A 23,529-nucleotide genomic window follows, 5' to 3' on the forward strand; every position below is an offset into this window, starting at 1 on the left:
AGGCTCCACGCCTGTTTCCGGCGTTCTCTGTTCGTCCGCGTGTCTGCCCGCGTGTGATCGTTTCTGCTCAGGAAAGCCCTACTGTCCGAGTCGATCACGCTGAGAAAACGTCATTGGCGGAGGTCAGCAGTAGTCGAAGTAGACCTGCTTGACGATGTTCTCGCGGACGCGGTTGCGGGCGTTCTCGGCGAGGCTTGAAGTGTTGGATATCGCGGTCACGGTGAAGTTGACCTTGGAGAAGGTGTTGGGGTTGTAGCTGGTCTGGGCCGGGGCGAAGGAGACCTCGACGGTGGTGGTGCCGTCGGTGCCGAGAACGGCGTTGGGCGGGTTGTAGGCGATGGCGTACCCGTACCGCCGCAGCGCGCTCTGCGCGAACGAGCGGGCGTCCTTGTAGCAGATGCTCTTGGTGAAGTAGCCCGAGTGCCAGGCCAGCGGCGCGGCGGACATCGTGGTGGTCGTGGTGGCGGCGGTGCTCGCCGTGGCGGCGGAGGCCGGGATGATCGCCGAGGAGGCCACGGCGATCGCGGCGAAGGCCAGGCCCAGTCGAGTCTTGCGCGTGAGGTCCGTCATCTTTCTCGTCCCTTCCGGTGAACGTGCGCTGCCGCGAGCCGGCGGCGGTGATTTCTCGTGCGGAACGGTCCCGGTGGAAGGCGGGTCCGCGCATGTGTTTCCGCCCGCGACAGAGCCCGGGGCGACGGAGTGGTTGGCATCTGGAGGGGCACACCGGACGGCCGCTGCCCCGCCCCTGGGAAGTGGTGGAGACGGTACGCGGACCCTTGATGTTGTCGCCGAACGTCCAGCCCTTCGGACACGTTCGGAGAATTGGCACTCGACCGACGACGGCCGTCGTTGTGGCCCTTCCATCATGACGGGCGGGCGTCGAGCACGCTCCTTGGATCAGTCGCGAGCACCGTTGTTGACCGCGCCGACGACGCCGCCGTCGACGAGCAGGTCGGTGCCGGAGATGAAGCTCGCGGCGGGGCTGAGCAGGAAGTCGGCGGCTGCGGCGATGTCCGCCGGGGTACCGACACGCTTGGCGTTGGAGGCGTCGATCATCATCCGCATGACGGCACCGTGTTCGCCGTTCAGCTCCGACTGGCCCATAGGGGTCGCGATGATGCCGGGGCTGATCGAGTTGACCCTGGCGCCGCGGGCGCCCCAGCTCTGGCTCGCAGCCTGCACGCGCAGCAGGTTGGCCCGCTTGGCGAAGCTGTAGGCGGTGCCGCTGTCGGGAAAGTTCGCCTGGGCGGTGATCGGCAGGGACAGCAGGTCGTCGGCCGGAGCGGTGGCCAGCTGCAGCGCGTCTTCGCGGGCGGGGGCCGGGTAGCCGTGGCCGGCCATACTGGCGATGACCACGCCCGCCCCGCCGGGCGCGACGACCTGGCCGAACTCTTCCAGCACCAGAGCGACGCCAAGCAGGTCGACGGCCAGGATCGCGGGCACGGGAGCCTGCACCGGCGACAGGCCGGCGGTGTGCACCACAGAACGGACCTCTCCCAGGGACGCGGCCTGCGCGGCCAGCGCGGCGACCGACTCGCGGGAGGAGACATCGACCTCTGCCGGGGTCACCTCATAGCCCTCGGCGCGGAGCCGCTGGGTCACCGACGCCAGCAGATCCTGGTTGAAGTCCGCGAGCAGCAGATGAGTGCCGGGCCCGATGCGCCGGGCGATGGCCAGTCCCATGCCGCCGACGCCGATGACCACTGCGACATACCGAGTCATGATCTCCACTTTTCGTTGAGTCCCGATGCTGAGCCGATGGATCGATTCCATCACATGTCGGATAATCGACACCTGTCGGCATACTAGACTGCCGAGGTGCCTGCTCAGCGATTCACGGACCGTCGCCTCCGACGCACCCGGACGGCGCTGGAGCACGCGCTGCTGGAGCTCCTCGCCGAGCGCGAACTGGGCCAGATCTCGGTCGCCGACCTCACCAGGCGCGCCGACGTCAACCGCTCGACGTTCTACGAGCACTACACGAGCGTGGACGACCTGGCCGCCCGTGCGTGCACCGCGATGTTCGACGAGCTGATCGCCGCCACTCCGGTGATCTCCCCGCACCAGGCGCCACCGCCCGATGCCGTGACGAGCGACGCCCTGGCCGGAGTGTTCGCCCACGTCGCCGAGCATGCGCACCTCTACCAGGCGCTGCTCGGCGACGACGGCAGCGCGAATGTGATCAACTACCTGCACCGGCGGATCAGCGTCGCCGTCCACGTCAACCTCACCGTGCCCGACTCCGGGACCCACGCCGACGATCCGGCCGAGGTTCCCCGTGACACTGCGGCGGCGTTCCTCGCGGGTGCCCTGCTCGGCACCGTCATGGACTGGCTGCGCCATGACTGTCCCGGCACTCCCGAGCAGGTGGGCGCCGCCATCTGGCCGCACCTTCTCGCCGTCGCGTCGGCGACAGGCTATGCGGCCCAGGCCGGCCCGGGAGAAGCGCGCGTTCCCTGAGCCATGGGGCGAGTCGCGCCGGGCGGAGCTCGGCCTGCCACAGCCAGGCCATCCTGTCCCGCCGTACCGCGTCGACCGGCCGCCGTCAGGCGGCGGGCGGCGTGCGGCCCTGGCCTCCACGGTCGCCTCGCGCAGCCTCGCGGTGTCCGGCCCGAGGACGTTGATGCGGAGCGAGTACCTCATGCGCATGAACGGTGCCGCGCCGCCGGGTCTCGCCACTCGGGGGTTCGGTCGGCTGCTGCGCGCCCTCAGCAGCCGGATCTGACGCCGGCGGCGACCTTTCCAACCGGGCAGTCATCATCTCGATCTGGTGGCCGGCGTGGCCCGACATCCCCCATCATTACAGTTTGCGATCAAATGATCGCCGACAGTGGCGGCGGTGAAGGGGTGCATGCTGTGGTTGCCGAGCGGAAGATCCCCGCGGAGTGGATGACGAGCTGGCCTCGTCCCGGCGAACCGATCGATGTGGGCACGCAGGACCTGCCGCACCTCGACTGCGGCGCCGAGTGGTGGCGGTTCGCCGCCGACCTGCGCGATGAGCGCGGGGAAGAGCTCCAGTTGATGGTCAGCTTCCTGAGTCACCGGACCGCCAGGACAGATGGCAGCCCGCTGGTCTCTCACGGGCTTTGCTGGGCGCACAGCGCTGCGGGCGGTTCGACGTACCGAACCGAGACCTGGCGTGATGCCGGCGCGGTGGAGCTGACCTGTATGGACACCGCCAGAGGCTGGGACCCGTGCCTGCACGAGGCGGTACAGGAGGCATGTTCGGGTGGGCGGCCGATCCCCCCTGATCGGCTGTTGCCCGGCCCGGTCCGAATCGCCGGTGATCGGCTGCGTCTGGATTTCGGCGGTGTCGCCGAACTGTCCGAAGAAGCCGAGGGCAGCTATCGGATCGTCCTACGCGACGACCAGGAGAGCTGGCAGCTGCGGTTGCACAGCCTCAAGCCCGCCGTGCCGGAAGCGATACACCTGGGAGCACCGCTCGGAGTGGACGAGGGGCGTTACACCTATGTCGTGCCTCGCTTGGCGGTAAGCGCCACGCGGAGCCGGCAAGGGCGGCAGATCGCCGCGTTGTCCGGCGTGGCGATGTACCAGCACACCTTCGGCGCCGCCGACTTTCCGCAGGCCGGCACCCGTACGCCGATCGACCACAGTCGGACGTGGGCCGGAGTGCATCTGGACAACGGGTGGGAGGTGGTGGCCTTCCAAGCCCGCACCGCGGATGTCGCGGGGGGCAGGGTGGCCGATCGGCCCGCGTCCGTGGTGCTCGTGGCCCCCGACGGCACTCGTCATGAGGCGTCGGCGCAGTTGACCGGAGCCGCGTCGTGGACGTCGACGACGACACTGAACTCCTATCCCACCGTCTGGCAGGTCGAAGCACCCCAGGCGGGATTGTCGCTGCGGGTCCGCGCCCGCTTCCCCGAGCAGGAACGGCGCGTCGTCTTCGGCCTGGGCGCGCTGCTGGAAGCCGGCGCCACGGCCGAAGGAGCGTTGCACGGCCGGCCGGTCCGCGGCCGCGGCTGGCTGGAGGTCCTGCCGTTCACCCGCATCCTCAGCTTCGAGCGCCATATGGAGCGGTTGCGTGAGATCACCCACGCCGAGGTCGTGCGCCTGTATCCCGATGCTCCCGAACCTGTCGCGATGGCCGCGCTGGCCGGGCTGGACATCCGCTCCGAACCGCTCATCGACGTCGTCGCCGAGCCGTTGCACCGCTCACTGGTACTGCCGGTCCGGCACATGGCCGACGCCATGGGCAAGGGCTGGCGCAGCTACGCCGCGATCGCGGCGATGGAGATGCTGGGTGTCAGCAGTCAGCCGTATCGGGAACTGACGGCGCTGGCCGAACTGCTGCACACGGGCAGTCTCATCGTCGACGACGTGGAGGACAACGCCCCGATGCGCCGGGGTCGAGCGGCCGTTCATGCGGTGTTCGGCCCGGCTACCGCCATCAACACCGGGACACACGCCTACTTCGTCTTCGACCAGATCGTCCGCGACCTGCTGCCCGATGACCCGCGACGACGGCTGCGCCTGTATCAGGCATACCTGGACGGCCTGCGCCGCAACCACGCCGGCCAGGCGCTGGACATCCTCGGCCACCACGACGCCATGGACGCCGCCATCGACGCAGGGGATCCCACCACAGTGCTGCAGCGGGTGCGGACCACGCACCGTCTCAAAACCGGCGGAGTGGTCCGCGGCGTGGGCGAGTTCGGTGCGATTCTGGCCGGCGCGGATGGCGAGCGGTTCGCCGCGATCAGCGCCTATTACGAGGCCGTGGGGCTGGCCTACCAGATCAGCGATGACGTCGCGGACCTGCGCGGCGTGCTGACCTCTTCCACGGACGCCGACTCCCGGATCGCCAAGCTCGCCGGTGAGGACATCCGCGAGGCCAAGGTCACCCTGCCCCTGGCCCACGCCGTCACCCTGCTGCCCCAGCCTCGGCTACGGGAGATCTGGGACATCGTCCGCGCCGGCAACGCCGACCGGGCCGCCGCGGCCGACGTCGTCGAAACCCTGCAGCGCTGCGGCGCCATCGCGGCCTGCCTCGCAGAAGCCCGCCACGTGATCGATCAGACCTGGCAGCCGCTGCAGGATCTGCTGCCCGTCAACCATCACACCGTCATGATCCGCGCCCTCGGCATCTACGCCGCCCAGCGGCATCTCGACGAATGACCCCTCCCACCGGCCTGTTGGGCGTGGTGCCTCTTTCGGCTACGCTACAAGTATTCAGGAAGCCTTAGAAGGTTGGTTTATAAAGTGACCGAAGAACCTGCACATGCGGCGCCGTTCCTGCCACAGCTCATCGGTCAGGCGTTCAACCTGATCCTCGACGAGCTCTACCACCACCTTGTCGAGGCCGGACACGAGGATCTGCGACCCACCCACTGCCTGAATGTGTTCCGGTTCATGGACTGCGACGGCACCCGGCCCACCACGCTGGCCCGCCGAGCCGGGATGACCCCTCAGGCGATGAGCGAGCTCGTGGGCTACCTGGAACAACGCGACTACGTGCGACGTGTCCCTGACCCGACCGACGGCCGGGGCCGTGTCGTCATCTACGCCGACCGGGGAACCCGCGCCGCCGAGATCAGCGCCGGGTACTTCGCGGACTTGGAGGCCCGCTGGGGTGCGATCGTCGGATCCGACCGCCTCCAGGACGTCAATTCCGCCCTCACTCAGATCCTCGACGCCGCCCCGGCTCACGGCGCCCGCAAGTCGAGAGTCCCCGCACCGTGAGCCGGCCATCCGGAGCACTCGTCAACTACTGGGACCGGCAGGCGGCCACCTACGACAGAAGGTTGGCCGGGGTCGAACGCCGGTTCTTGGCGGACAGCCGCCGCTGGGTCTGCGGCCGGGCCCGCGGCGCCACTCTGGAGATCGCCATCGGCACCGGCGCCAACCTCCCCCACTACCCTGACGACGTCGACCTGACCGGCATCGACTGGAGTCCCGCCATGGTCCACGCCGCACACAGGCGGGCAGACCGGGTCCACCGGGCCGTCAGTCTCCACCAAGCCGACGCGACCGCGCTGCCCTTCCCCGCGGCGACGTTCGACACCGTCGTCAGCACCTTCGCCCTGTGCTGCATCCCCGACGAACGCGCCGCTCTCGTCGAGGCGCTCCGCGTACTGCGGCCCGGGGGCCATCTACTGCTCGCCGACCACGTCGCGGCGTCCTTCTGGCCGCTGCGTGCACTCCAGCACGCCGTGGACCTGGTCAGCGTCCCCCTGCAGGGCGAGCACTACACCCGCCGCCCCGTCACCACCCTGCGCGGTCTCGGTGTCGTCATCGAGGAGACCGAGCGCCTGACCATGGGCGCGATCGAACGCGTCAACGCCCGTAAGCCCCACTGACCCGAGCGGACCCGCGACCTCACGTCGGCCGCGGGGCGCGGGGTGCGGGCAGTCGTCGTGCCAGGGGACCGGGGAGCCACCAGTTGCGGGAGCCGAGGACGCGCATCAGTGCCGGGACCAGCGCCAGCCTGATGACGGTGGCGTCCAGTGTGATCGCGGGTCGCGACGGCCAAGCCGAGTTGGGCCAGCTCGTGGCGGTGCGCGGTGAGCAGCGCGGCGAAGGTGGTGACCATGACGGCGGCGGCGACGGTGATGGGGCGGGCGGTGTGGCGCAGGCCGTGGACGACGGCGGCGGTGTTGTCGCCGCTGTGGTGGTAGTGCTCGGCGACGCGGTGGATGAGGAACATCTCGTAATCGATCGACAGACCGAACACCAACGTGAAGGCCAGCAGCGGGATCAGCGTGTTGACCTGGTGGCCGACCAGGTCAGGGATGTGGCGGGTGGCCAGGGTCAGCAGGCCGAACGCGGCGGTGACGGCGAGCAGGTTCATCACGACGGCTTTGATGGGCAGCAGGATGCTGCGGAAGGTCACCAGCAGGAAGGCCAGCGACCAGCCGAGCACCAGCGCGATCACCGTGCCGAGCTGGGTGGTGCTCTCCTCGATCAGATCGGAGAAGATCGCATTGGGCCCGGTCACCAGGACACGCTGGCCGGGCGGGAGCAGGGTCGGAGCATACTGGCGGGATATCTGCCGCGCCAGCGCTGTGCTCGCCGGTTCATCGATGTGCGTACGGATGACGACGAGGACGACGGTCAGGTCGCGGCCATTGTCGATGGGGGCCGCCGAGGCGACCCTCGGGTCCTCCCTGAGGGTGGCGATCAGCGCGCCGGTGTCGACGGGCGGGGCGTCGACGGGATGGGGCAGCACCACGGCCAATGAGGAGGAGATCTGGTCGGCCTCCATGTACGCCAGGCCGCGCCCGAAGTCGGTCTGGACGATCGAGGCACGGTCCAGGTCGACGCCCAGCCGTAGACCGGTCACCGGCGCGGCGGCCGCCACCAGCACGCCGGTGCAGGCCAGCGTGTAGGCGATGGGGTGACGCATCAGGTGACGCGCCCAGCGGCTCCACCCGGTGCCGCCGTCCCCGTCGTGTTCCACGGCACGGTGTTCCACAGCACGGTGTTCCACGGCGTGATGTTCCCTGGCGCCGCGGCGGATCCGCGTCCGGCGGTGCTCAGCCCTCGGCCGCGGGCGCGGCCATCTCAGCCGCCCGCTCAGCCGCCCGCGCCCGAGCCACCGGTCGGCGGCCACCAGTACGGCCGGGAGCAACGTCAGGGCCGCCGCCGCGGCGACCACGGCCGCTATGCTCACCGCGGCCGCCATGGTGCGGATCATCGATGTGCGCACCACGAGCAGCGCGACCGCCGTCAGCGCGACCGCCAGTGCGCACCAGCCCGCCGTCCGTCCGGCGGTGCTCGTCGCGATGCCCGCGGCTTGATGGCGATCGTGCCCGATGTCGCGGGCCTGGCGGTAACGCAGCAGGATGAGCAGCGCGTAGTCCAGCCCGAGTCCCATCCCGACGGTGGCCACGACCGCCAGCATGAAGGTGTCCGTCTCCACCCCGAGCCGGCTCGCCACCGCCAGCGCTCCCAGGGCCGTCACCATCACGGTGCCGGCCATCGCCAGCACCACCAGAGCGGCTCCGGCTGTCGCCAGGCCGATCAACAGCGCCAGCAGCGCCACCGGAACCGCTACCAACTCGGCCCGCCGCAGGTCGGCCAGATCGGCTCGCTTGGCCTCCGCGAGCAGCGCGGTCTCGCCCACGACGTGAGCGTCGAGGCGAGAGCCGGATGCCAGACGTGCGGCTCGCTGGGCGGCGGCGCGCAGCAGCGGCAGCGCCGCCTGACGCGCCCGTTGGTCCCCGTTCACGCCCACGATCGCGTAGGTACGCCGCCGATCCTGCCCGGGGATCGGAGGCAGGAGCTGCACCCCGCCCACCTGCGGCTGCGCTGACACGGCGCTTATGGCGGCCTGGAGCGCGCGCGAATACACCGCGTCATCGTCCTGCAGCATGGCGGAGGCGAAGACGAGCATCATCTGCTCGGAGCCCAGCCGTGGAAATCCTCGCTCCAGCAGGTGCGCCCCGGTCAGCGAGGGTGATCCGTTCACCCGCACGGCCGGAGCACTGGCGCGCTGGAGCAGGCCGGGCACCATCAGGGCCGATCCGGCCAGCAGCACCAGCCACGCGGCGAGCACCGCCCGATGATGGCGTGCCGCCACCTCACCCAAGCGGCGCCAGACGGGACGGTGACCCGCGCCGGCGGACGCACGCGACGCAGGAGACGCCTGGTCGGTCGATGCTCGCGACGACAGAGGCATCCGGCCACCTCCCGTAAGAGATCCTCAAACTGTGTTACAAATAGCTGCCAAGCAATCACAGATAGTAGTCACATAATGGAGGACGAGATGATCCGCCGATCCCGCTCCGGGCACCTGCGCCGGCTCGCCATCGCCACCGTGACCGCCGGCCTCGCCGTACCGCTCCTGGCTTCCGCCGGGTCCGCCCAGGCCACGCGCACACCCGCCGCCCGGACCGGCACGCTCGGTGCACCGGACCCGGCGACGTTGATCTGTGCCATGCGCACCGCGCCCAAATTCCCCATCACCTTCACTCCGCCACTGCGTGACGCGGCGGCACAGCCGACCGAGGCGCGGGGCGTCATGCTCTTGGAGCGCTGCTCCTCACCCAACGGCAAAGCGGCCGACATCGCCTCCGGCAGGCTTGAGATCACCGGCAGCGCCGCCGCCAGTTGCCGAAGCGCCACCAACGTGCGCGGAACCGGGACCGTCACCTGGCAGGACGCGCAGGGCAAGAGCGTGGGCACCTCCAAGCTCACCACCGAGTCGAGCCAGACCGCCGGCTCCAGCCCGACCGACAGCCTGCTGAGCGGCAGCGTCTCCTCCGGCCGTCTCAGCGGCCGACAGGTCGGCGCGATGGCCACTCCCACCACCGATCTTGGGCAGTGCACCTCCCCCTCGGGCCTTTCCGAGTTGAGCGGAGCCGGTCGGCTCTCCTTCGCCTGACCGTTCAGGGCTCGATAGGAGGGACGCCCACCCGTGTCCCCTGATGCCGGTGCTCGGAGTTCCGCGCACCGGCATCCGCGTTCGGCGGCCACTGACCGAGGACGGAGACGGCCTCGGTCGTGAAGGGGCCAGTGATCAGGAGCCCGCTGCCGGCACGGGCGCGCTCTCGCCGCTTCGGTGGACGCCGGCACGCAGCGGGTAGCGCAGGAAGCAGCCGAAGGCCACCGCCAGCACGGCCAGGGGCACCCCGCCCAGCATCAGCCGGACGCCCGTCACGACGGAATCGGGCTGGAGCGCCACGCCCGCGCGGTATCCGGACCTGGACAGCACGACGCTGATGATCACTGCCTGCAGGGACACCGCCCAGCGGACGATGAACCCGTTCATCCCGAAGTACATCCCCTCGCGGCGTGCGCCCGTCCTGCGCTCGTCGTCGTCGATCACCTCGGCGAGCAGGATCTCCAGGAGGACCAGCATGCCCGCGATCCCCACCCCGACCGCGGCTCCGGTGACGGCCGCGAGGGCGAGGTTCCCGATGAAGAGGAACGGCACGAGGGCCACGCCGTACACGATGATCGCGGCCAGGACGGCGCGGCGAGGACCGATCCGGGTGGTGACCCGGCTCCACACGTAGACCAGCGGGATCGCGGTGACGAACACCGCGCCCAGGATGACCGTGTTGGCGGAGTCCGGCTCGCCCAGGGCGTACTTCGTGAAGAACGGGATGCCCGCCTGAAGTAGGGCGAAGGTCAGTTGCAACAGGAAACTGCCCAGGACGTACGTGACGAACGCCCGGTTGGTGAGCGTGTAGCGGATCGCGGCGAGGAACCCGAAGGTTTCGCGCTCCGTCCGGGCCCGCTCGACCGATCCGGTCAGCGACAGCGCGAAGAAGGCCAGCGAGACGACGCCGAATGACACGCCCATCGCGGCCCATCCGATGGTGCCGTAGAGCACGGGCGCGGCGGCGACTCCGAGGATCATGCCGACGATGGCGAACATCTGCCGCCACGACGCGGCGGCCGCCCGCTCGGCGATGGTGGTGAACATCTCCGGGAAGAGCGCCACGTAGTTCAGCACCACGACGACGAACAGCACGTCGTAGACGAGCACCGCGATCAGGAAGTACCAGAACCTGGCGGTTCCGCCGTCCACCAGCGGGATCCAGATCATGGTGAACGCCGCGGCCAGCGGCACCATGCCGATCGCGATGTACGGCACGCGCCTGCCCCAACGTGTACGCGTCCGGTCGGACACGTGCCCCGCGAGGGGGTTGAGCAGGGCGTTCACGATGCCGTGGATGACCATGGCGACGCCGATGAGCGCCGGATCGACACCGAGGTGGTCCACGTAGTAGAAGGTGGCGAAGGTCGCGAACGCCTGCGCGAGCAGGTTGACCGAGAGGTTGCCTGACCCGTACGCCAGCACGCCGCGGCGGCCGATCATCGGGCCCTCTGCAGGGCACGCAGGTCGGCCCAGCCGATGAGGGTGACGCCTTCCTCGGCGATCACGCGGCGTACCTCCGGGTCGGTGAAGAGGCGCAGCTCCATGGCGCGTTTCGCGTGGTGCGGCATGATATGCCGCAGTTCGGCCGTCTCCTCGAACGGATGGATGTAGATCTCGGTCACGCCCGGGCGCAGCGCCCGGATCAGCCCGATCATGTCGTCCCTGACGCTCTCGTACGTCTCCCCCTCGGCCTGCTCGAAGGTCAGCGTCCAGAGCCGGTCGAGGATCACCACCCCGGCCGCGTCCGCGGCCTCCGCGCGGGCCTGGACCACCGGCTCCAGCTCCTCGGGCAGGCCCATGCCGTCCAGGGTGCGGGGCAACCGGAACGGCAGGCCGTGCTCGGCGCACACCGTGAAGACGACGTCCAGGAAGTCCCTGCCGGTCGCCAGGCCGTACAGGCTGCCCATGTGGTTGTCGGCGTGCGAGGGGTCCAGGCCGAGGGTCACGGCCCTGCGGATCTGGTTGGTGATCTCGGCGCGGACCTCATCCGGGTCGGCCCGCTCCTCGACTGTTCGGCAGTCGGCGGGGAAGTAGCCGGCCTCGTCCACCAGGGAGGACACCGCGCGGTCACGGGTCACCGGGCCCCAGCGGTATCCCTCCCACTCGCTCGTGAAGGTGAGGTGGACGCCCACGTCGTACCCGCCGGCGGCCGCCGTACGGACCGCGTCGGGGGCCCACGGGCACGGCGTCATGACGGTCGCCGAACTGATGGCGCGGGCGGCGAGCAGGGAGGTGATGCCCGTGTTCGCCGCCCGGCACATGCCGTAGTCATCGGCGTTCACGATCAGCAGCCGGTCCTCCGACCGGCCGCCGAGCCGTTGTGCGAGGTTCACGTGGTGTCCCCTTTCCTGGAGCCGCGCGGTTGGCCGGCCGGGTCGGTGTCGTACGGTCGCCCCGCACCGGTGGCGGCGGCGAAGGCGTGCTCTCTCGCGTGATGGCGGGCGAGCCAGGCAGCGCCGCGCAGGACGGCGTCCTCGGGCACGCCGCTCGGGATGATCGTGATCGGGAGGGGCGCGGCGTCTCTGGCGAGGTGGTGGCGGACGCGGCCGAGCAAAAGGTCGGCGCTGGCGCCCACTCCGCCACCGAGCACGAACAGCTCCGGCTCGATGACCAGGGCGATGGAGGCCGCCACGTGAGCGATCCTGCGGGCGGTCGCGTCGACGACCGCGAGCGCCTTCTCGTCGCCGGCCCTGGCACGTACGAAGAGTTCGCGAGGCGACGGCGTGCCCCCGATGCCAGCCTCCCTGGCCTGTTCGGCGATGCGGCGGGCGCCGAGCACCTCGGTGCCGAGTTCGGTCGCGGGATGGGGCAGGAACCCCACCTCGCCCGCTCCCCCGGCGAACCCCCGGTGCAGGCGGCCACCGAGCACCACTCCGGCGCCGAGGCCGACACCGACGCCGAGCAGGACGAAGTCCCCGACGTCCGCGCAGGCGCCGAACCGTTGCTCGGCGATGGCGGCGAGGTTGACGTCGTTCTCCAGGATCAGGGGCACGGGCAGATCACGCTCGATCGCCTCGACCAGTCCCTTGCCGCCCTGTGGGAGCCCGTAGGCGCGGCGGATGGTGTGGCCGTCACGCCCCACGATCGCGGGTACGCCGATCACGGCCTGGCCGATGGCGCCCAGCTCGGTTCCGGCCCGCTCGGCGCACTCGGCGGCGAGGGCGGTCACCGCCGCCGCCGTCGCGGCGGCCTGCCGCCGGGGTGCCGGGGTCTCCGCCTGGGCGAGCACCTCCCCTACCGCGTCGACGACGGCGGCGCGGATCCGCAGGTGCCCGATGTCGACGCCGAGGCCGAGCGCGCAGCCGGGGTCGATCTGGTAGAGGGTCGCGGCGGGCCCTCTGCGGGTGGTGTCTGTGCCCGCCTCCGTGACGACCTTCCGCGTGATGAGCTCGCGCAACGCCTGGGCGACGGTGGTCTTGGACAGGCCCGTGGCCCTCGTGATCTCCGGGCGGCCCATCGGCCCCTCACGGTCGATGACGTCGAGCACGGCGCGCGCGTTGATCGACCGGAGCAGGCCCTGTGGCCCCGCCAGGTAGTCCGCGCCCATCGGTCACCTCTGGTTTCCGACCCCGGTAGGTCGGAAACTTTCCTACTTGGGATGAGCGCATTCTTATCCGATCGGAGGCCACGCGACAAGGGGGCGCCCGGATCCGGGGGCGGCACGACCGGTATCGGGGCCCCCGCAGCAAACGGCGCTGACGGTGCGGGCCGCAGCCATGTACCGGACAAGGTCCCTTGTCCGGTACATGAACCTGACGCCACCTCGGCAAAGTGAGGGAGGCAGGAAGCCGACGAGGTATCCGGTCCGACCTCCTATCGATCCTCTTGGCTCACGAACGCGGCCGGCCCCTCGACGGTCGGTCCTCCGACCGCGTGACGTCGAAAAGTGATCGTCATAGGCGTCGTGTTGCTCCAGTACCCGGCCGGGCTTCCGGGAGGAGGTTCGCCGGCGATTCCGGGAGCCAGAGGCGGGAGCCGCCGTGCCGCAGCCGTACGAGGAAGGCCAGGACCCCGGCCAGGCCTGTGTTGAAGCCGGCCAGATCCAGCTCCCCGGTCTCGTCAGGAGGCACCAGGCGACCGTCCCGGAGAGCGGTGCGCAGGTGGATGTTGACGGCCAGGTCCTCGGCCCAGTCGCGGTACCGCTCGTCCTGGCACGCGTCGGCGAGGTCGATCAGGAATTCGCCGTCGCCGGCCAGCCCGTGGCACTGGGAGATCCCGGCATGCCAGCGAGAGCGGTGGACCGCGACGGCCGCCCGCGAGGCGGCCGCACGGAGCCGGTCGTCGCCGGTCTGCCGCCACAGGCGCACCAGGAACGTGCCCACCCCGGAGGAGCCGCTGCACCAGTGGGTCATCAGCGGGCCGTCATCCCCCTCTCCGCTCGGCCAGTAGGCGGCTCCGCCTTTCACTTCGGCGACCGACAGGAGGGTGTCGGCCGCGCGGACGGCCAGGTCGAGGCAGCCGGCGTCGCCGGTGGCCCGTGCCGTGGCCAGCAGGAACGCTCCTACTCCCGCGACGCCGTGCGCGAAGCCGTAGTGGGTGACGCCGGCGAGCACGGAGGCGAAGTCCCGCGCGATCGGCCACACGGTGAGCCCGTTCCGGTTCTCGGCCGCGGCGGTCAGCGCCCGCGCGGCCTGTCGCGCCCGGTTCAGGAATTCGTCCTCTTTCGTGACCTCCCAGAATCGGAGCTGGGTGAACCCGGCCCCGGCCGCACCGTGGCAGACGTCCGGGTTCGGCCACTCGACCGGGACGCGCAGGGCGAGATCGGCGGCGAGGTGGACGACGTCCTCGTCGCCCAGCGCCCGCCCGGCCTCCAGCAGCGCCCAGGCGGTGCCCGAACGGCCGAAGTGCAGTCCCGGCAAGGACCGCGGCTCGCGCGTCACATGTCGGGCGATCCAGCTCGCCACCGTCGCCACCGCCTCCCTCAGTGCCGGGTCCGGCCGGGTCTCGTAGACGCGGGTGAGAACACCCAGGACCCCGGCGGCGCCGTACTGGACGTTCAACGGATCGCAGGTCTCGCCGAACCCGGGCGACTTCCAGAGCCTGCTGGGGTTGTCCGGCTCCATGGTGAGGAGCAGATGCTCGGTCGCGTGGACGATCATCTGATCGACGTCCACCGGTTGCCCGGGCGGCGCGTCGTCGCGGTCGTCGGCGTGTGGTCGCTCGGGCCCGGCGAGGAACGCACGTACGGAGTCCAGGGACGGGCGTCGCGCCGGGTCCGGGTGCAGCAGCGGGACGATGATCCCGGCCATCCGCCGCGCGGCCGCGTTACCGGCGGCGAAGCGGCGCAGCCAGATGTCGATCCGCTCCAGGTACGTCCGCGTCTGCGGCTCGTCGGGGGCGAGCAGCGGATCGACCCCGCTCACGAGATAGAAGAGGGTGGCGCCCAGGCTGTAGAGGTCGGTCGCGAGCTGGGGTGTGCAGATCCGCGGTCCGTCGACCTGCTCCGGCGCCGCGTACCCGGGCGTGTACGCCTGGGTGACCCGCTCCCCTGTCCCGGCGAGCGTCTCGAGGTCGATCAGGCGCAGGTCGCCGTCCTCGGTGACCATGATGTTGTTGGGGTTGAAGTCGCGATGCACCAGCCCCTTCGCATGCACCGACTCCATCAGCTCGACCAGGCCGCGAGCGATCCGCTCGGCGGTGTCCGGCGAGAGACCCCATCCCTCGCCGTCGTCCGGCTCGATGTTCTCGGCCACCCACTGGCGTAGCGTGACGCCCTGTACCGCCTCCTGGACCAGGAACAGATCACCCTGCTGTTCGAACAGTTCCACCAGACGTGTCGTCGCTCCGGAGGTCTCGAACAGCTCCAGCGCCTGCGCCTCATGGCGGCGGGCGTCGCGGATGTCCTTCCCGGTCACGTCGGCCGCCGTGTGCGGGCGGGCCTGCTTGATGACGACCGTGCCCCCCGTGTGTTCGTCGGTGGCCCGGTAGACCCCGCCGCCGAAGGCATGGCGGATGACCTCTCGCACCACGTACCTGCCGTTGAGGAGAACCTGTCGCGGGCCGGTGCCGTTCGCTTCGGGCTGCGGGCTCGGCCGTTCCCTGGTGAACGGGTCCCGCGGCGCCCACGAGGGCGGGGAGAACCAGGCGTCCCGCCGATCCAGCCGCAGGCTACCGTCGGGCGCGACGAGCATCGCCTCGTAGCTTCCGTCGTTGCCCAGCATCCGTACGCCGCCGAACACCCCGAACCGGTAGTGCACCAGGCTTCCCGGGCGATAGGGCCGGTCGGACAGGATGCCCGGCCCCGGCAGCCCCTCGGTCGCCCGATGCAGGTCCTCGGCCAGAGCCCGCAGCCGGTCGTCGTCATCGTTCGGATAGACCGTGATGAACTTGCCGCCGGCACCCCGGTCGCAGAGGTCCGACACGAGTCGATGGACCTTGTCGAGGCTTCGGGCGAACTTGAACGGCGTGTTGTGGCGCACCAGGACATCGGCGCATCTGGCCAGCACCAGCGGCGCCGACAGCGGCGTCGCCGAGACGTGGAGCTTCCACCCTTGCACCTGGGAACGTCCGCCGGGCGGCTGCACGTAGCACCAGAAATCTGCGAGCTCGACCTGCCAGTCGCGTGCTTCTCGGCGGTTCAGCACGGCCCGTGCGCAGTCCACCAGAAGGGTCTCATCGCTGTCACGCCAAGCGTCGGACGACTCATCCGGGCCCCTGACCTCGATGTCCATGATCTGCTCTCCGCTCCCGACTTCCTGTGCTTCCCGTGCGCGACCTGGTGCTCCGGGTGCCGCCTGACTGCCCCAGGGTCGTCGTCACCGAGCCGGGTCGCCTCAGGGCATCCCCTGACCTCGGCCCCCAAGGTTTCGTGTGTCCACGCGAGCGGTGTTCCGCGTTCGCGGCCGGAAATCGCCGACGCGAACGGCAAATCGTCGGGGGGCGGGTACGGGTGACCCCCTGAGGAGAATCCCCGCCGGCGACGCGACCATGGGTCCGAATCGAGGAGCGCGGGGCGGTACGGCGCCGCCCGGGTCGCGGAGAAGACGACGGTTTGGGGGTGAACGATGCCGACGCATACTGCCGATCCCCGCCCGGCCATGCCGACGCAGGCGGCCGATCACCGCCCGGCGCTCGCGCGCCTGGCGCCGGCCCACACGGCGGCCGTCTCGGTGGCGACGGTCACCGCCGCGGGGGTCCGGCTGTCGCTTCCGGCCGCCATCGCGCACGTCGTCGACCAGGTGGCCACCGTTCACCGCTCCTACGGGCTCGCCCTCGCCGTGCTGGCTCTGCTGGTGGTCCGGTTGCTGACCGAGGTCGCCGGCGTGCTGGCCCAGCTCGTGGTGACCACCCGTGTCACCACCGCCCTGCGGCAGCGGATGACCCGGCATGTCTTCACGCTGGGAGTTCCCGGCACGCGTCACCTCCTCACCGGAGACCTGGTGGCTCGCTTGACCGGGGACGCCGCGGCCGCCGGCTCGCTGGTCGCCGCACGGGTCGACGCCGCGGTGGCCGCCGTGACCTCCCTCGGCGGGCTGGCCGGCCTCTGGCTGGTCGACTGGCGACTCGGGGCGGCCTTCGCCTGCATGGTGGCCCCCGTCCTGCTTCTGCTTCGGCTGCTCATGCGGCGGGTCACCACGAGTTACGGCGAGTACCTCGAACGTCAGGCGGACATAGCGGCACGCCTCACCGACGCGCTATCCGGCAGCAGGACTATCCGGGCCTCGGGCACCGCCGAGCGGGAGATCCGCCGCGTCCTCGCGCCGCTGCCCGAACTCACCCGGGCGGGGGTGGCAACGTGGGAAGCCCAGCGCAGGACCTCCTGGCAGGTTGATCTGGCGTTGGCCGGGCTCCGGGTCGTCGTGCTCATCGTGGCCGGCCTCGGAGTGGCGGCCGGGCGCGTCTCACCCGGTGAGTTCCTCGAAGTCGGCCTCTACCTGTCCTACGCCCTCGGTTTTCTCGACGGGGTCGACACCCTGGTGTATCTGGCCGACGCCCGCGCGAACGCCGACCGGGTCTTCGACGTACTGGCCGAACGGCCTCGACCGCGGCCACGGCACATCGGGGCCGCGGGGGCCGGAGGCCTTCCACCGGGACCGGGAGCGCTGTCCTTCCGGCAGGTCTCCGTGCGGTTCGGCGACCGGGTCGTGCTGGACGCGGTCGACCTCGACATCCCGGCCGGTACGGGGGTCGCCCTGGTGGGGCGGTCCGGGGCGGGCAAGACGACGCTCGCCATGCTCGCGGGCCGACTCGTCGATCCCGATGACGGTGAGGTCCTCCTCGACGGCGTCCGTGTCGACGCGATCGAGGGGCCGGCCCTGCGCCGCGAGGTCGCCTACGCGTTCGACCGTCCCGTGCTTCTCGGGCGGACCGTCCGCGACGCCCTGGCCTACGGGCGGGTGGACGCGAGCGACGAGGAGATCGAGAAGGCGATCACAATCGCCAGGGCCGAGGGTTTCGTCCGTCTGCTGCCGGACGGTGTCGACACCCCGCTCGCGGCCACGCACCTGTCGGGCGGAGAACTGCAGCGTCTCGGCCTGGCCCGCGCGGTGGCGCACGGAGGGAGGGTCCTCGTGCTCGACGACGCCACATCGAGTCTCGACACGGTCACCGAGGCCCAGGTCACCCGGGCTCTCACCGATGGACTGGCCGGCCGTACCCGGCTCGTGGTCGCCCACCGGGCGGCCACCGCCGCCCGCGCCGACCTGGTCGCCTGGCTGGACGGCGGCCGGATCCGGGCGGTCGGCCCCCACGCGCGCCTGTGGGCGAGCGAGCCGGACTACCGGGCGGTGTTCGCCGCCGTGTCACGACCGGACGAGGAGTGCGTATGAGTGGCACGGCGGCGGCCCCCCGCCTGAGCCGCCCCGCCCATGTCCTGTTGCTCCACGAGCTGCGGCAACGCCGGGGAGCCCTGGTACGCATCCTGCTCTGGTCGCTCGCCGAGTCGGTGCCGTCGTTGCTGTCCGGGCTCGCGGTGTCCGCCGCTCTGGAGCGCTTCCTCGCCCGTGACGTCACGGGCGGGATCGCGATCCTCACCCTCCTGCTGACGACGACGGCGGCGGGGGCGGTCGCCACCAATCGGATGTTCCCCTGGCTCGCGGCGGTCGTCGAGCCGGTACGCGACGCGTTCGTCACCGCTGTGGTCAAGGGCGCCGTCGAAGCGTCGGCCCGCTCGACCACGAGGCCGGACACCGCCCGCGTCGCCCAGCTCACCGGGCAGGTGCAGACCGTACGGAACATCCTGTTCGCCCTGCTGCGTGCGGCGCGGCAGCTCGTCTTCTCCTCCGTGGCGGCGCTCGTTGGGCTCGCGCTGATCGCCCCCGTGGCCGCGCTGGTCAGCGGCGCGCTGATCGGCGTCTCCCTGGCCCTGTTCGCGCTGCTACTGCCACGCCTGGTCGCCCGGCAGAAGGCGGCGCTCATCGCCCGAGAGGAGGTCGCTCGGCGGGCGGGGGACGCTTTCCGCGGCCTCCGCGACGCGATCGCCTGCGCCGCGGAGGAGCGGGCGGTCCAGGAGGTGGGTCAGGCGGTCCGGGCCGAGGCGGCGCTCACCCGCGCGCTGGCCTGGAGCACCGCCGTGCGAAGCCTGCTCGTCTTCCTCGGGGGGCAGCTTCCCGTGGTCGTCCTTCTGGCCGCGGCTCCCTGGCTCCTGCGCGAGCATCACCTCACCGTCTCCGAGGTGGTCGGCGCGGCCACCTATCTGCTGGTCCGCCTGGAGCCGGCCCTGCGCGGCCTGGTCGGCACGATGGGGAGCTGGGGTGTCGAACTGGTGGTCAACCTCGACCGGCTCGGGGAAGGATTCGCCGAGCCCGGCCCTCCTGCCGATGAGGCCATGTCCCTGCCGACCCGATACGACCTGAACATCCGCGACCTCACGTTCGCGTACGGCCCCCACGCGGCGCCGATCTTCCAGGGCCTTGACCTCGTCGTCCCCGAAGGGGAGCACATCGTCGTCGCCGGGCCCAGCGGGATCGGGAAGTCGACCCTCGCGAACCTCCTCACCGGCCTGATGACCCCACAGCGCGGGACGATCACGCTGGGCGGTGCCGACGTCCGGCGGGTCCGCGCGGGCGACCCGCACCACGCGCCGGCCCTCATCCCGCAGGAGGCGTACGTCTTCGCGGGAACCCTGCGCGACAACCTGACCTACCTCGCCCCGCACGTGACCGACCACGACGTGGGCCGGGCCGCCGGGGCCGTGGGCCTGGAACACGTCGTCGAGCGCCTCGGGGGGCTCGACGCACGAGTGGGTGCCGGAGGCCCCGACCTCTCCACGGGGGAGAAGCAGCTCATCGCCCTCACCCGTGTCCACCTGTCGCCGGCCAGGGTCGTCATCCTCGACGAGGCCACCTCCGGCCTCGACCCGGCGGCGGAGGCCCGCGCGGAGCGGGCGTTCGCCGACCGCGGGGGAACCCTCGTTGTCGTCGCGCACCGCATCAGCTCCGCCCGCCGGGCCGACCGCGTCGTCCTGCTCGACGGGTACGGCGTGCGCGTGGGCACACACGATCGCCTGTTGCGGACCTCCGGCCTCTACGCCGATCTGGTCGGTCACTGGGAGGAGGAGCCCCGAGGCGCCCCACAACCGGGCCGCGTATGAGCATCACGCGCCGGGCGGCCTGCCGGCGATCACCGGCTCGATCCCGCGGGCCGCGCGAAAGCCTCCCGGCACATGCCGTGCCGGGACGACCCCACTCAGGGAGAGGAGGTGAACGAATATGACCATCGACATCAACGCGCTGCAGGTCCTGCCGGAGACGACGGCCGGACACAGCAGGGCGGTCTGCGATACGACCTGCGAGAAGTACGGTACGTGCCGTCGTACCGATGGCACCGGGAACGTCTAGTAGGCGCTCGGGGTGAGATCGCAGGCGTCTCCGCCCTCGATCACCTCGATGTGACAGTGGATTCGGCCCGCCGTCCCCGGCCGTACAGGTCAGGGGCGGTGAGCCGGCCACGCCGTAGCCGCCGATCAGCCGCGTCGCCACCCCGCCCGGGCTGAACACCCGGGCCTTTTCCTTCCCGGGAATCGACCGGCTTTCCTGTGCACGGGCCCTGCCCCGAAGCGGGCCCCCGAGCCGTCGCCGGGCCGCCCGCGTGACGCGATCGAACGGACGGCGCGCACCGTCGCCCTCGCCGCATCGCGTGCGCGGGAGCCCTTGTAAGTCACCTGTAAGTGATCAGCAAGCGCTCATGATCGAATCTTCCTTGATCGAAGCGAGGGCTAGGGTGACGACCACTTTCGACGGCACGATTGTTCATGCGGGTGCCGGTCTGTCGGATCGACGCGCCCGGCGTGGCGAGGGCACAGCTCCCCACCGGGCACGCGCCGACCACCACGACACGACGTGCCGACCCGAGGCTCCTCTCCCGCCGGTGACCGGATGGGCGTGGGCGTGAGCGACGTGCCGACAGACCGGTTCCTTGAGCGCGAATCCGAAATATCCGCGCTTTCCATCGGCGTCGAGGGAGCCGGAGCGGGGATCGGCTCCTTCTTCGTCGTGATCGGACCCTCGGGCATCGGAAAGACACGGCTGCTCGGCGGAGCCAGGCGGATGGCCTCCGAGGGCGGCCTTCGCGTTCTCGCGGCCAACGGCTCCCCCTTCGAGCGCGAGTACGCGTTCGGGCTGGTACGCCAGTTGTTCGAGGGCGTGCTCATGAGGGCCGACGACGCCGAGCGCGAGCAGCTGTTGTCGGGTGCGACCGCGGAGGTTCGACACCTCTTCGGACTCGCTTTCGGCGTCACCGCGGGCGAAGGTGCTCGCAGTAGCGAGATGAACCTCTTCCATGGCCTCTTCTGGCTCACCGTGAACATCTGCCGGCGGAGTCCGGTGCTGCTCACGGTGGACGATCTGCACTGGGCGGACGACGCCTCGCTCCGCTTCCTGGCGTACCTGCAGCGACGGCTACGGGACGTCAGGCTCATGGTGGTGGCGGCGACACGGCCGTCGGATCCCGCTGCCGCCGAAGCCCTGCTCGACGTCGTTCTCACCTATCCCGAATGCCGGATGTTGCAGCCGCGGCCGTTGAGCGAGGCTGCCGTCGGCATCGTGCTGGGGGAGATCTTCGGAGAGACTCCTGGTCCTGAGGTGGTGTCGGCCTATCACGCAGCCACCGGAGGAAACCCACTGCTTCTGGTGGAGACCGTGCGAGCGCTCGGCGTACGACGCGCCGGCCCGGCGGGGATGGACGACGCCCGGATCAGTGAGATCGGCACCAGGGCGGTCGGCAGGCACGTCTCCGTCGAGTTGGGGCGGCTGTCTCCGGCGGCCCGGCGGACGGCCGAGATGGTGACCGTCCTCGGCCGTCACGCCGACGTCGGCCACATCGCCGCTCTCACCGGGCTCGATTACGCGACCGTACAGTCGGCGGTGCACGAACTGGAGGACGCGCACATTCTCAGCACAGAGAGCGAGGACGCGTCCGTCGGGTTCGTGCACCCCGTGGTCCGCTCGGCCGTCTATGAGCGGCTGGATCCCGCCGACCGCGTCCGGTGCCATCTGGCCGCGGCGGCCCTGCTGACGCGCGAAGGCCGCCGGCTGGACGAGGCCGCCGGTCATCTTCTGGCGCTTCCGAGTCCGGAACCCGAGCATGTGGCGGTGCTGAGGCAGGCGGCCAAGCAGGCGCTGGAACGGGGGACACCCGAGTCGGCGCACGTTTACCTGGCGCACGCGCTCACGGGGAGCATGGGGCAGCGGGAGAGGCTGGACCTGCTCAGGGAGGCCATCACGGCCGCCCTCCTCGTGGACGGCGAGGCGGCACTCGGTCATCTGGACGTCGCCCTACGGCTGACCCACGATCCGGTCGAGACAGGAGAACTGCTGTGTCTCAGCGGGCTCACCAAATCGTTGGTGGGCCGGAGCACCACGATGATCGCCCAGATGGTCGAGGCCATCACGCGCCTCCCCGACGACGCGGACGACCTGCGGCGAGGGCTCGAAGCGGCGTTGCTGGACGCCCCACTGGCCGCCGTCGGCGTCGAGAGCGTGTTGCGGCGCGTCCCGGAGTTGGTCCGGCTTCCTCGTTCGGACACGCTGAACGCGGCGCTCCTTGAGTGCATGATCGCGGGCAACGAATGCTACGCCGGGGATCCCCGTGGAGTCGCCCGCGCCCAGGCCGCGCTGAGGCATCCACAGATGCTGGAAGCGGCGGCCAAAGGGGCCACCGCCGGCCTGCTCGGTCACTTCACCCTGATGGTCGGCGACCCCGACAGGGGCATCGACGCCTACGGTCTCCTGATCGCGGAGGTTCGCAGGCAGGGGTCGAGCATCGCCCTCGGGACGTCGCTGACGTGCCGGGCCATGGGCTGGCTGCGGAAGGGAGAGCTGGCCGAAGCCGAGAACGACCTTCGCGAGGTGATCCAGACACGCCGGATCTCTCCGGTAGGCACCGTGCTCACGATGGCGCAGGGACTCCTCGCCGAGGTCCTCGTCGAGCAGGGGCGGATCGGTGAGGCCTCGGAGATGCTGCAGGAGGCCGACCTTCCCGCGCAGCTGCCGCAGAACGGAATCTTCTACACCTGTCTGCACGCCCGGGCCCGGATCCTGGCCACCGGGGGTTTCCATGACCGGGCCCTGGACGCCGCGCTGGCCGCCGGTAGCAGGTTCGCAGGACATAACGGGATAAATCCCGCGATCGTGGCATGGCGTTCGCAGGCCGCCCTGTGCCTGCACGCGCTGGGCGAGCCGGACAGGGCACGCGCGTACGCGGAAGAGGAGATCGAACTCGCCGAACGCTGGGGGGCGCCGGACACGGTCGGCCGGGCGCTGCGAGTGGCCGGGCTGGTCGGCCCCCCGTCCACCATGCCGAAGCTGCTGGAACGCAGCGTCGAGGTCCTACGCCGGTCTCCCGCCCGCCTCGAGCTGGCGTACGCCCTGGTGGATCTCGGGGCGTGCGAGCGACGCAACGGCCACCTCCCGGTGGCTCGGGCCCTCCTCTACGAGGGCATGGAAATCGCCCAGCGCTGCCACGCCGCCCCTCTCGCGAAGTCCGCGCGGAGCGAGCTCGCCGCCACCGGAGCCCGTCCCAGGCGTTCCTATCTCACCGGCCCGGAATCGCTCACCCCCAGCGAGGCGAGGGTCGTCGGTCTGGCCGCCGACGGGCTGACGAACAGTCAGATCGCCCAACGCCTCTACATCACGGTCAAGACCGTGGAGGTCCACCTCTCGAACGCGTACCAGAAGCTGGGGATCCGGCGACGTCACCAGCTCCGCGACGCGCTGCCCACTCACGCGTGAGCAAGGCGGCGCCGA

General features: G+C 70.8%; 17 protein-coding genes. 10 read left to right on the plus strand and 7 right to left on the minus strand.

The features are described from left to right. Window positions 1-123: 123 nt before the first annotated feature. Together IMZ11_RS36700 and IMZ11_RS36705 are read right to left on the minus strand one after the other, a co-directional pair. Window positions 124-570 carry a hypothetical protein gene (locus tag IMZ11_RS36700; RefSeq protein WP_228647140.1) on the minus strand — a complete coding sequence of 149 codons (447 nt, stop codon included), beginning with the start codon at window positions 568-570 and terminating at the stop codon, window positions 124-126. Between the two features lie 327 nt (window positions 571-897). After that, window positions 898-1,722, minus strand: a complete 825-nt coding sequence (locus IMZ11_RS36705; protein ID WP_228647142.1) for an SDR family oxidoreductase — start codon at window positions 1,720-1,722, stop codon at window positions 898-900. Between the two features lie 96 nt (window positions 1,723-1,818). Here IMZ11_RS36705 and IMZ11_RS36710 point away from each other — a divergent pair, with 96 nt between their 5' ends. From IMZ11_RS36710 to IMZ11_RS36730, 5 genes are all read left to right on the plus strand, one after another. Then, window positions 1,819-2,460, plus strand: a complete 642-nt coding sequence (locus IMZ11_RS36710) for a TetR/AcrR family transcriptional regulator (protein ID WP_228647144.1) — start codon at window positions 1,819-1,821, stop codon at window positions 2,458-2,460. Beyond that, window positions 2,420-2,725: a hypothetical protein gene (locus IMZ11_RS36715; protein WP_228647146.1), complete on the plus strand. Its 306-nt coding sequence runs from the start codon at window positions 2,420-2,422 to the stop codon at window positions 2,723-2,725. The genes IMZ11_RS36710 and IMZ11_RS36715 overlap by 41 nt, the downstream gene beginning before the upstream one ends. 92 nt (window positions 2,726-2,817) lie before the next feature. Next, the gene (locus tag IMZ11_RS36720) at window positions 2,818-5,136 is read left to right on the plus strand and encodes a polyprenyl synthetase family protein (protein WP_228647148.1); all 2,319 of its coding nucleotides are present in this window, start codon (window positions 2,818-2,820) and stop codon (window positions 5,134-5,136) included. A gap of 84 nt (window positions 5,137-5,220) precedes the next feature. Continuing rightward, on the plus strand, window positions 5,221-5,700 hold the full coding sequence (locus IMZ11_RS36725; protein WP_228647151.1) for a MarR family winged helix-turn-helix transcriptional regulator: 480 nt from the start codon (window positions 5,221-5,223) through the stop codon (window positions 5,698-5,700). Beyond that, the gene (locus tag IMZ11_RS36730; RefSeq protein ID WP_228647153.1) at window positions 5,697-6,317 is read left to right on the plus strand and encodes a class I SAM-dependent methyltransferase; all 621 of its coding nucleotides are present in this window, start codon (window positions 5,697-5,699) and stop codon (window positions 6,315-6,317) included. The genes IMZ11_RS36725 and IMZ11_RS36730 overlap by 4 nt, the downstream gene beginning before the upstream one ends. Here IMZ11_RS36730 and IMZ11_RS36735 read toward each other — a convergent pair. Beyond that, window positions 6,206-8,515 carry an MMPL family transporter gene (locus tag IMZ11_RS36735; RefSeq protein WP_228647155.1) on the minus strand — a complete coding sequence of 770 codons (2,310 nt, stop codon included), beginning with the start codon at window positions 8,513-8,515 and terminating at the stop codon, window positions 6,206-6,208. The two genes, IMZ11_RS36730 and IMZ11_RS36735, sit on opposite strands and share 112 nt — an antisense overlap. A gap of 210 nt (window positions 8,516-8,725) precedes the next feature. Between IMZ11_RS36735 and IMZ11_RS36740 the strand changes: the two genes are divergently transcribed. Next, window positions 8,726-9,343: a hypothetical protein gene (locus IMZ11_RS36740; protein ID WP_228647157.1), complete on the plus strand. Its 618-nt coding sequence runs from the start codon at window positions 8,726-8,728 to the stop codon at window positions 9,341-9,343. Between the two features lie 135 nt (window positions 9,344-9,478). Here IMZ11_RS36740 and IMZ11_RS36745 read toward each other — a convergent pair whose 3' ends face one another. The 4 genes from IMZ11_RS36745 to lanL form a co-directional block, all read right to left on the minus strand. Beyond that, window positions 9,479-10,786, minus strand: a complete 1,308-nt coding sequence (locus IMZ11_RS36745; RefSeq protein ID WP_228647159.1) for an MFS transporter — start codon at window positions 10,784-10,786, stop codon at window positions 9,479-9,481. Next, a complete protein-coding gene (locus tag IMZ11_RS36750; RefSeq protein WP_228647161.1) occupies window positions 10,783-11,679 on the minus strand; it encodes a polysaccharide deacetylase family protein in 897 nt (298 codons plus the stop codon). The genes IMZ11_RS36745 and IMZ11_RS36750 overlap by 4 nt, the downstream gene beginning before the upstream one ends. Then, window positions 11,676-12,893 carry an ROK family transcriptional regulator gene (locus tag IMZ11_RS36755; protein WP_228647163.1) on the minus strand — a complete coding sequence of 406 codons (1,218 nt, stop codon included), beginning with the start codon at window positions 12,891-12,893 and terminating at the stop codon, window positions 11,676-11,678. Before IMZ11_RS36755 ends, IMZ11_RS36750 begins: the two co-directional genes overlap by 4 nt. Window positions 12,894-13,239: 346 nt before the next feature. Further along, a complete protein-coding gene (gene lanL, locus IMZ11_RS36760) occupies window positions 13,240-16,017 on the minus strand; it encodes a class IV lanthionine synthetase LanL (protein ID WP_228647165.1) in 2,778 nt (925 codons plus the stop codon). Window positions 16,018-16,350: 333 nt separating this feature from the next. Between lanL and IMZ11_RS36765 the strand changes: the two genes are divergently transcribed. The 4 genes from IMZ11_RS36765 to IMZ11_RS36780 all read left to right on the plus strand — a co-directional run bounded on the left by IMZ11_RS36765 (window position 16,351) and on the right by IMZ11_RS36780 (window position 23,514). Then, on the plus strand, window positions 16,351-18,114 hold the full coding sequence (locus tag IMZ11_RS36765) for an ABC transporter ATP-binding protein (protein ID WP_228647166.1): 1,764 nt from the start codon (window positions 16,351-16,353) through the stop codon (window positions 18,112-18,114). Next, window positions 18,111-19,877, plus strand: a complete 1,767-nt coding sequence (locus IMZ11_RS36770; protein ID WP_228647168.1) for an ABC transporter ATP-binding protein — start codon at window positions 18,111-18,113, stop codon at window positions 19,875-19,877. Before IMZ11_RS36765 ends, IMZ11_RS36770 begins: the two co-directional genes overlap by 4 nt. Window positions 19,878-19,995: 118 nt before the next feature. Then, the gene (locus IMZ11_RS36775; protein ID WP_228647170.1) at window positions 19,996-20,124 is read left to right on the plus strand and encodes an ALQxL family class IV lanthipeptide; all 129 of its coding nucleotides are present in this window, start codon (window positions 19,996-19,998) and stop codon (window positions 20,122-20,124) included. Between the two features lie 501 nt (window positions 20,125-20,625). Further along, window positions 20,626-23,514 (plus strand): AAA family ATPase, encoded by a 2,889-nt coding sequence (locus IMZ11_RS36780; protein WP_228647173.1) that lies wholly within the window; start codon window positions 20,626-20,628, stop codon window positions 23,512-23,514. Window positions 23,515-23,529 lie beyond the last annotated feature (15 nt).

Source organism: Microtetraspora sp. AC03309 (genome assembly GCF_020826795.1).
Taxonomy (GTDB): Bacteria; Actinomycetota; Actinomycetes; order Streptosporangiales; family Streptosporangiaceae; genus Microtetraspora; species Microtetraspora glauca.

Bases quoted from the DNA above. Each gene is read 5' to 3' on its own strand.
- IMZ11_RS36775 (WP_228647170.1), top strand. From the start codon at position 19,996: ATGACCATCGACATCAACGCGCTGCAGGTCCTGCCGGAGACGACGGCC.
- lanL (WP_228647165.1), bottom strand. From the start codon at position 16,017: ATGGACATCGAGGTCAGGGGCCCGGATGAGTCGTCCGACGCTTGGCGT.
- IMZ11_RS36700 (WP_228647140.1), bottom strand. From the start codon at position 570: ATGACGGACCTCACGCGCAAGACTCGACTGGGCCTGGCCTTCGCCGCG.
- IMZ11_RS36705 (WP_228647142.1), bottom strand. From the start codon at position 1,722: ATGACTCGGTATGTCGCAGTGGTCATCGGCGTCGGCGGCATGGGACTG.
- IMZ11_RS36740 (WP_228647157.1), top strand. From the start codon at position 8,726: ATGATCCGCCGATCCCGCTCCGGGCACCTGCGCCGGCTCGCCATCGCC.
- IMZ11_RS36715 (WP_228647146.1), top strand. From the start codon at position 2,420: ATGCGGCCCAGGCCGGCCCGGGAGAAGCGCGCGTTCCCTGAGCCATGG.
- IMZ11_RS36745 (WP_228647159.1), bottom strand. From the start codon at position 10,786: ATGATCGGCCGCCGCGGCGTGCTGGCGTACGGGTCAGGCAACCTCTCG.
- IMZ11_RS36755 (WP_228647163.1), bottom strand. From the start codon at position 12,893: ATGGGCGCGGACTACCTGGCGGGGCCACAGGGCCTGCTCCGGTCGATC.
- IMZ11_RS36720 (WP_228647148.1), top strand. From the start codon at position 2,818: ATGATCGCCGACAGTGGCGGCGGTGAAGGGGTGCATGCTGTGGTTGCC.
- IMZ11_RS36765 (WP_228647166.1), top strand. From the start codon at position 16,351: ATGCCGACGCATACTGCCGATCCCCGCCCGGCCATGCCGACGCAGGCG.
- IMZ11_RS36770 (WP_228647168.1), top strand. From the start codon at position 18,111: ATGAGTGGCACGGCGGCGGCCCCCCGCCTGAGCCGCCCCGCCCATGTC.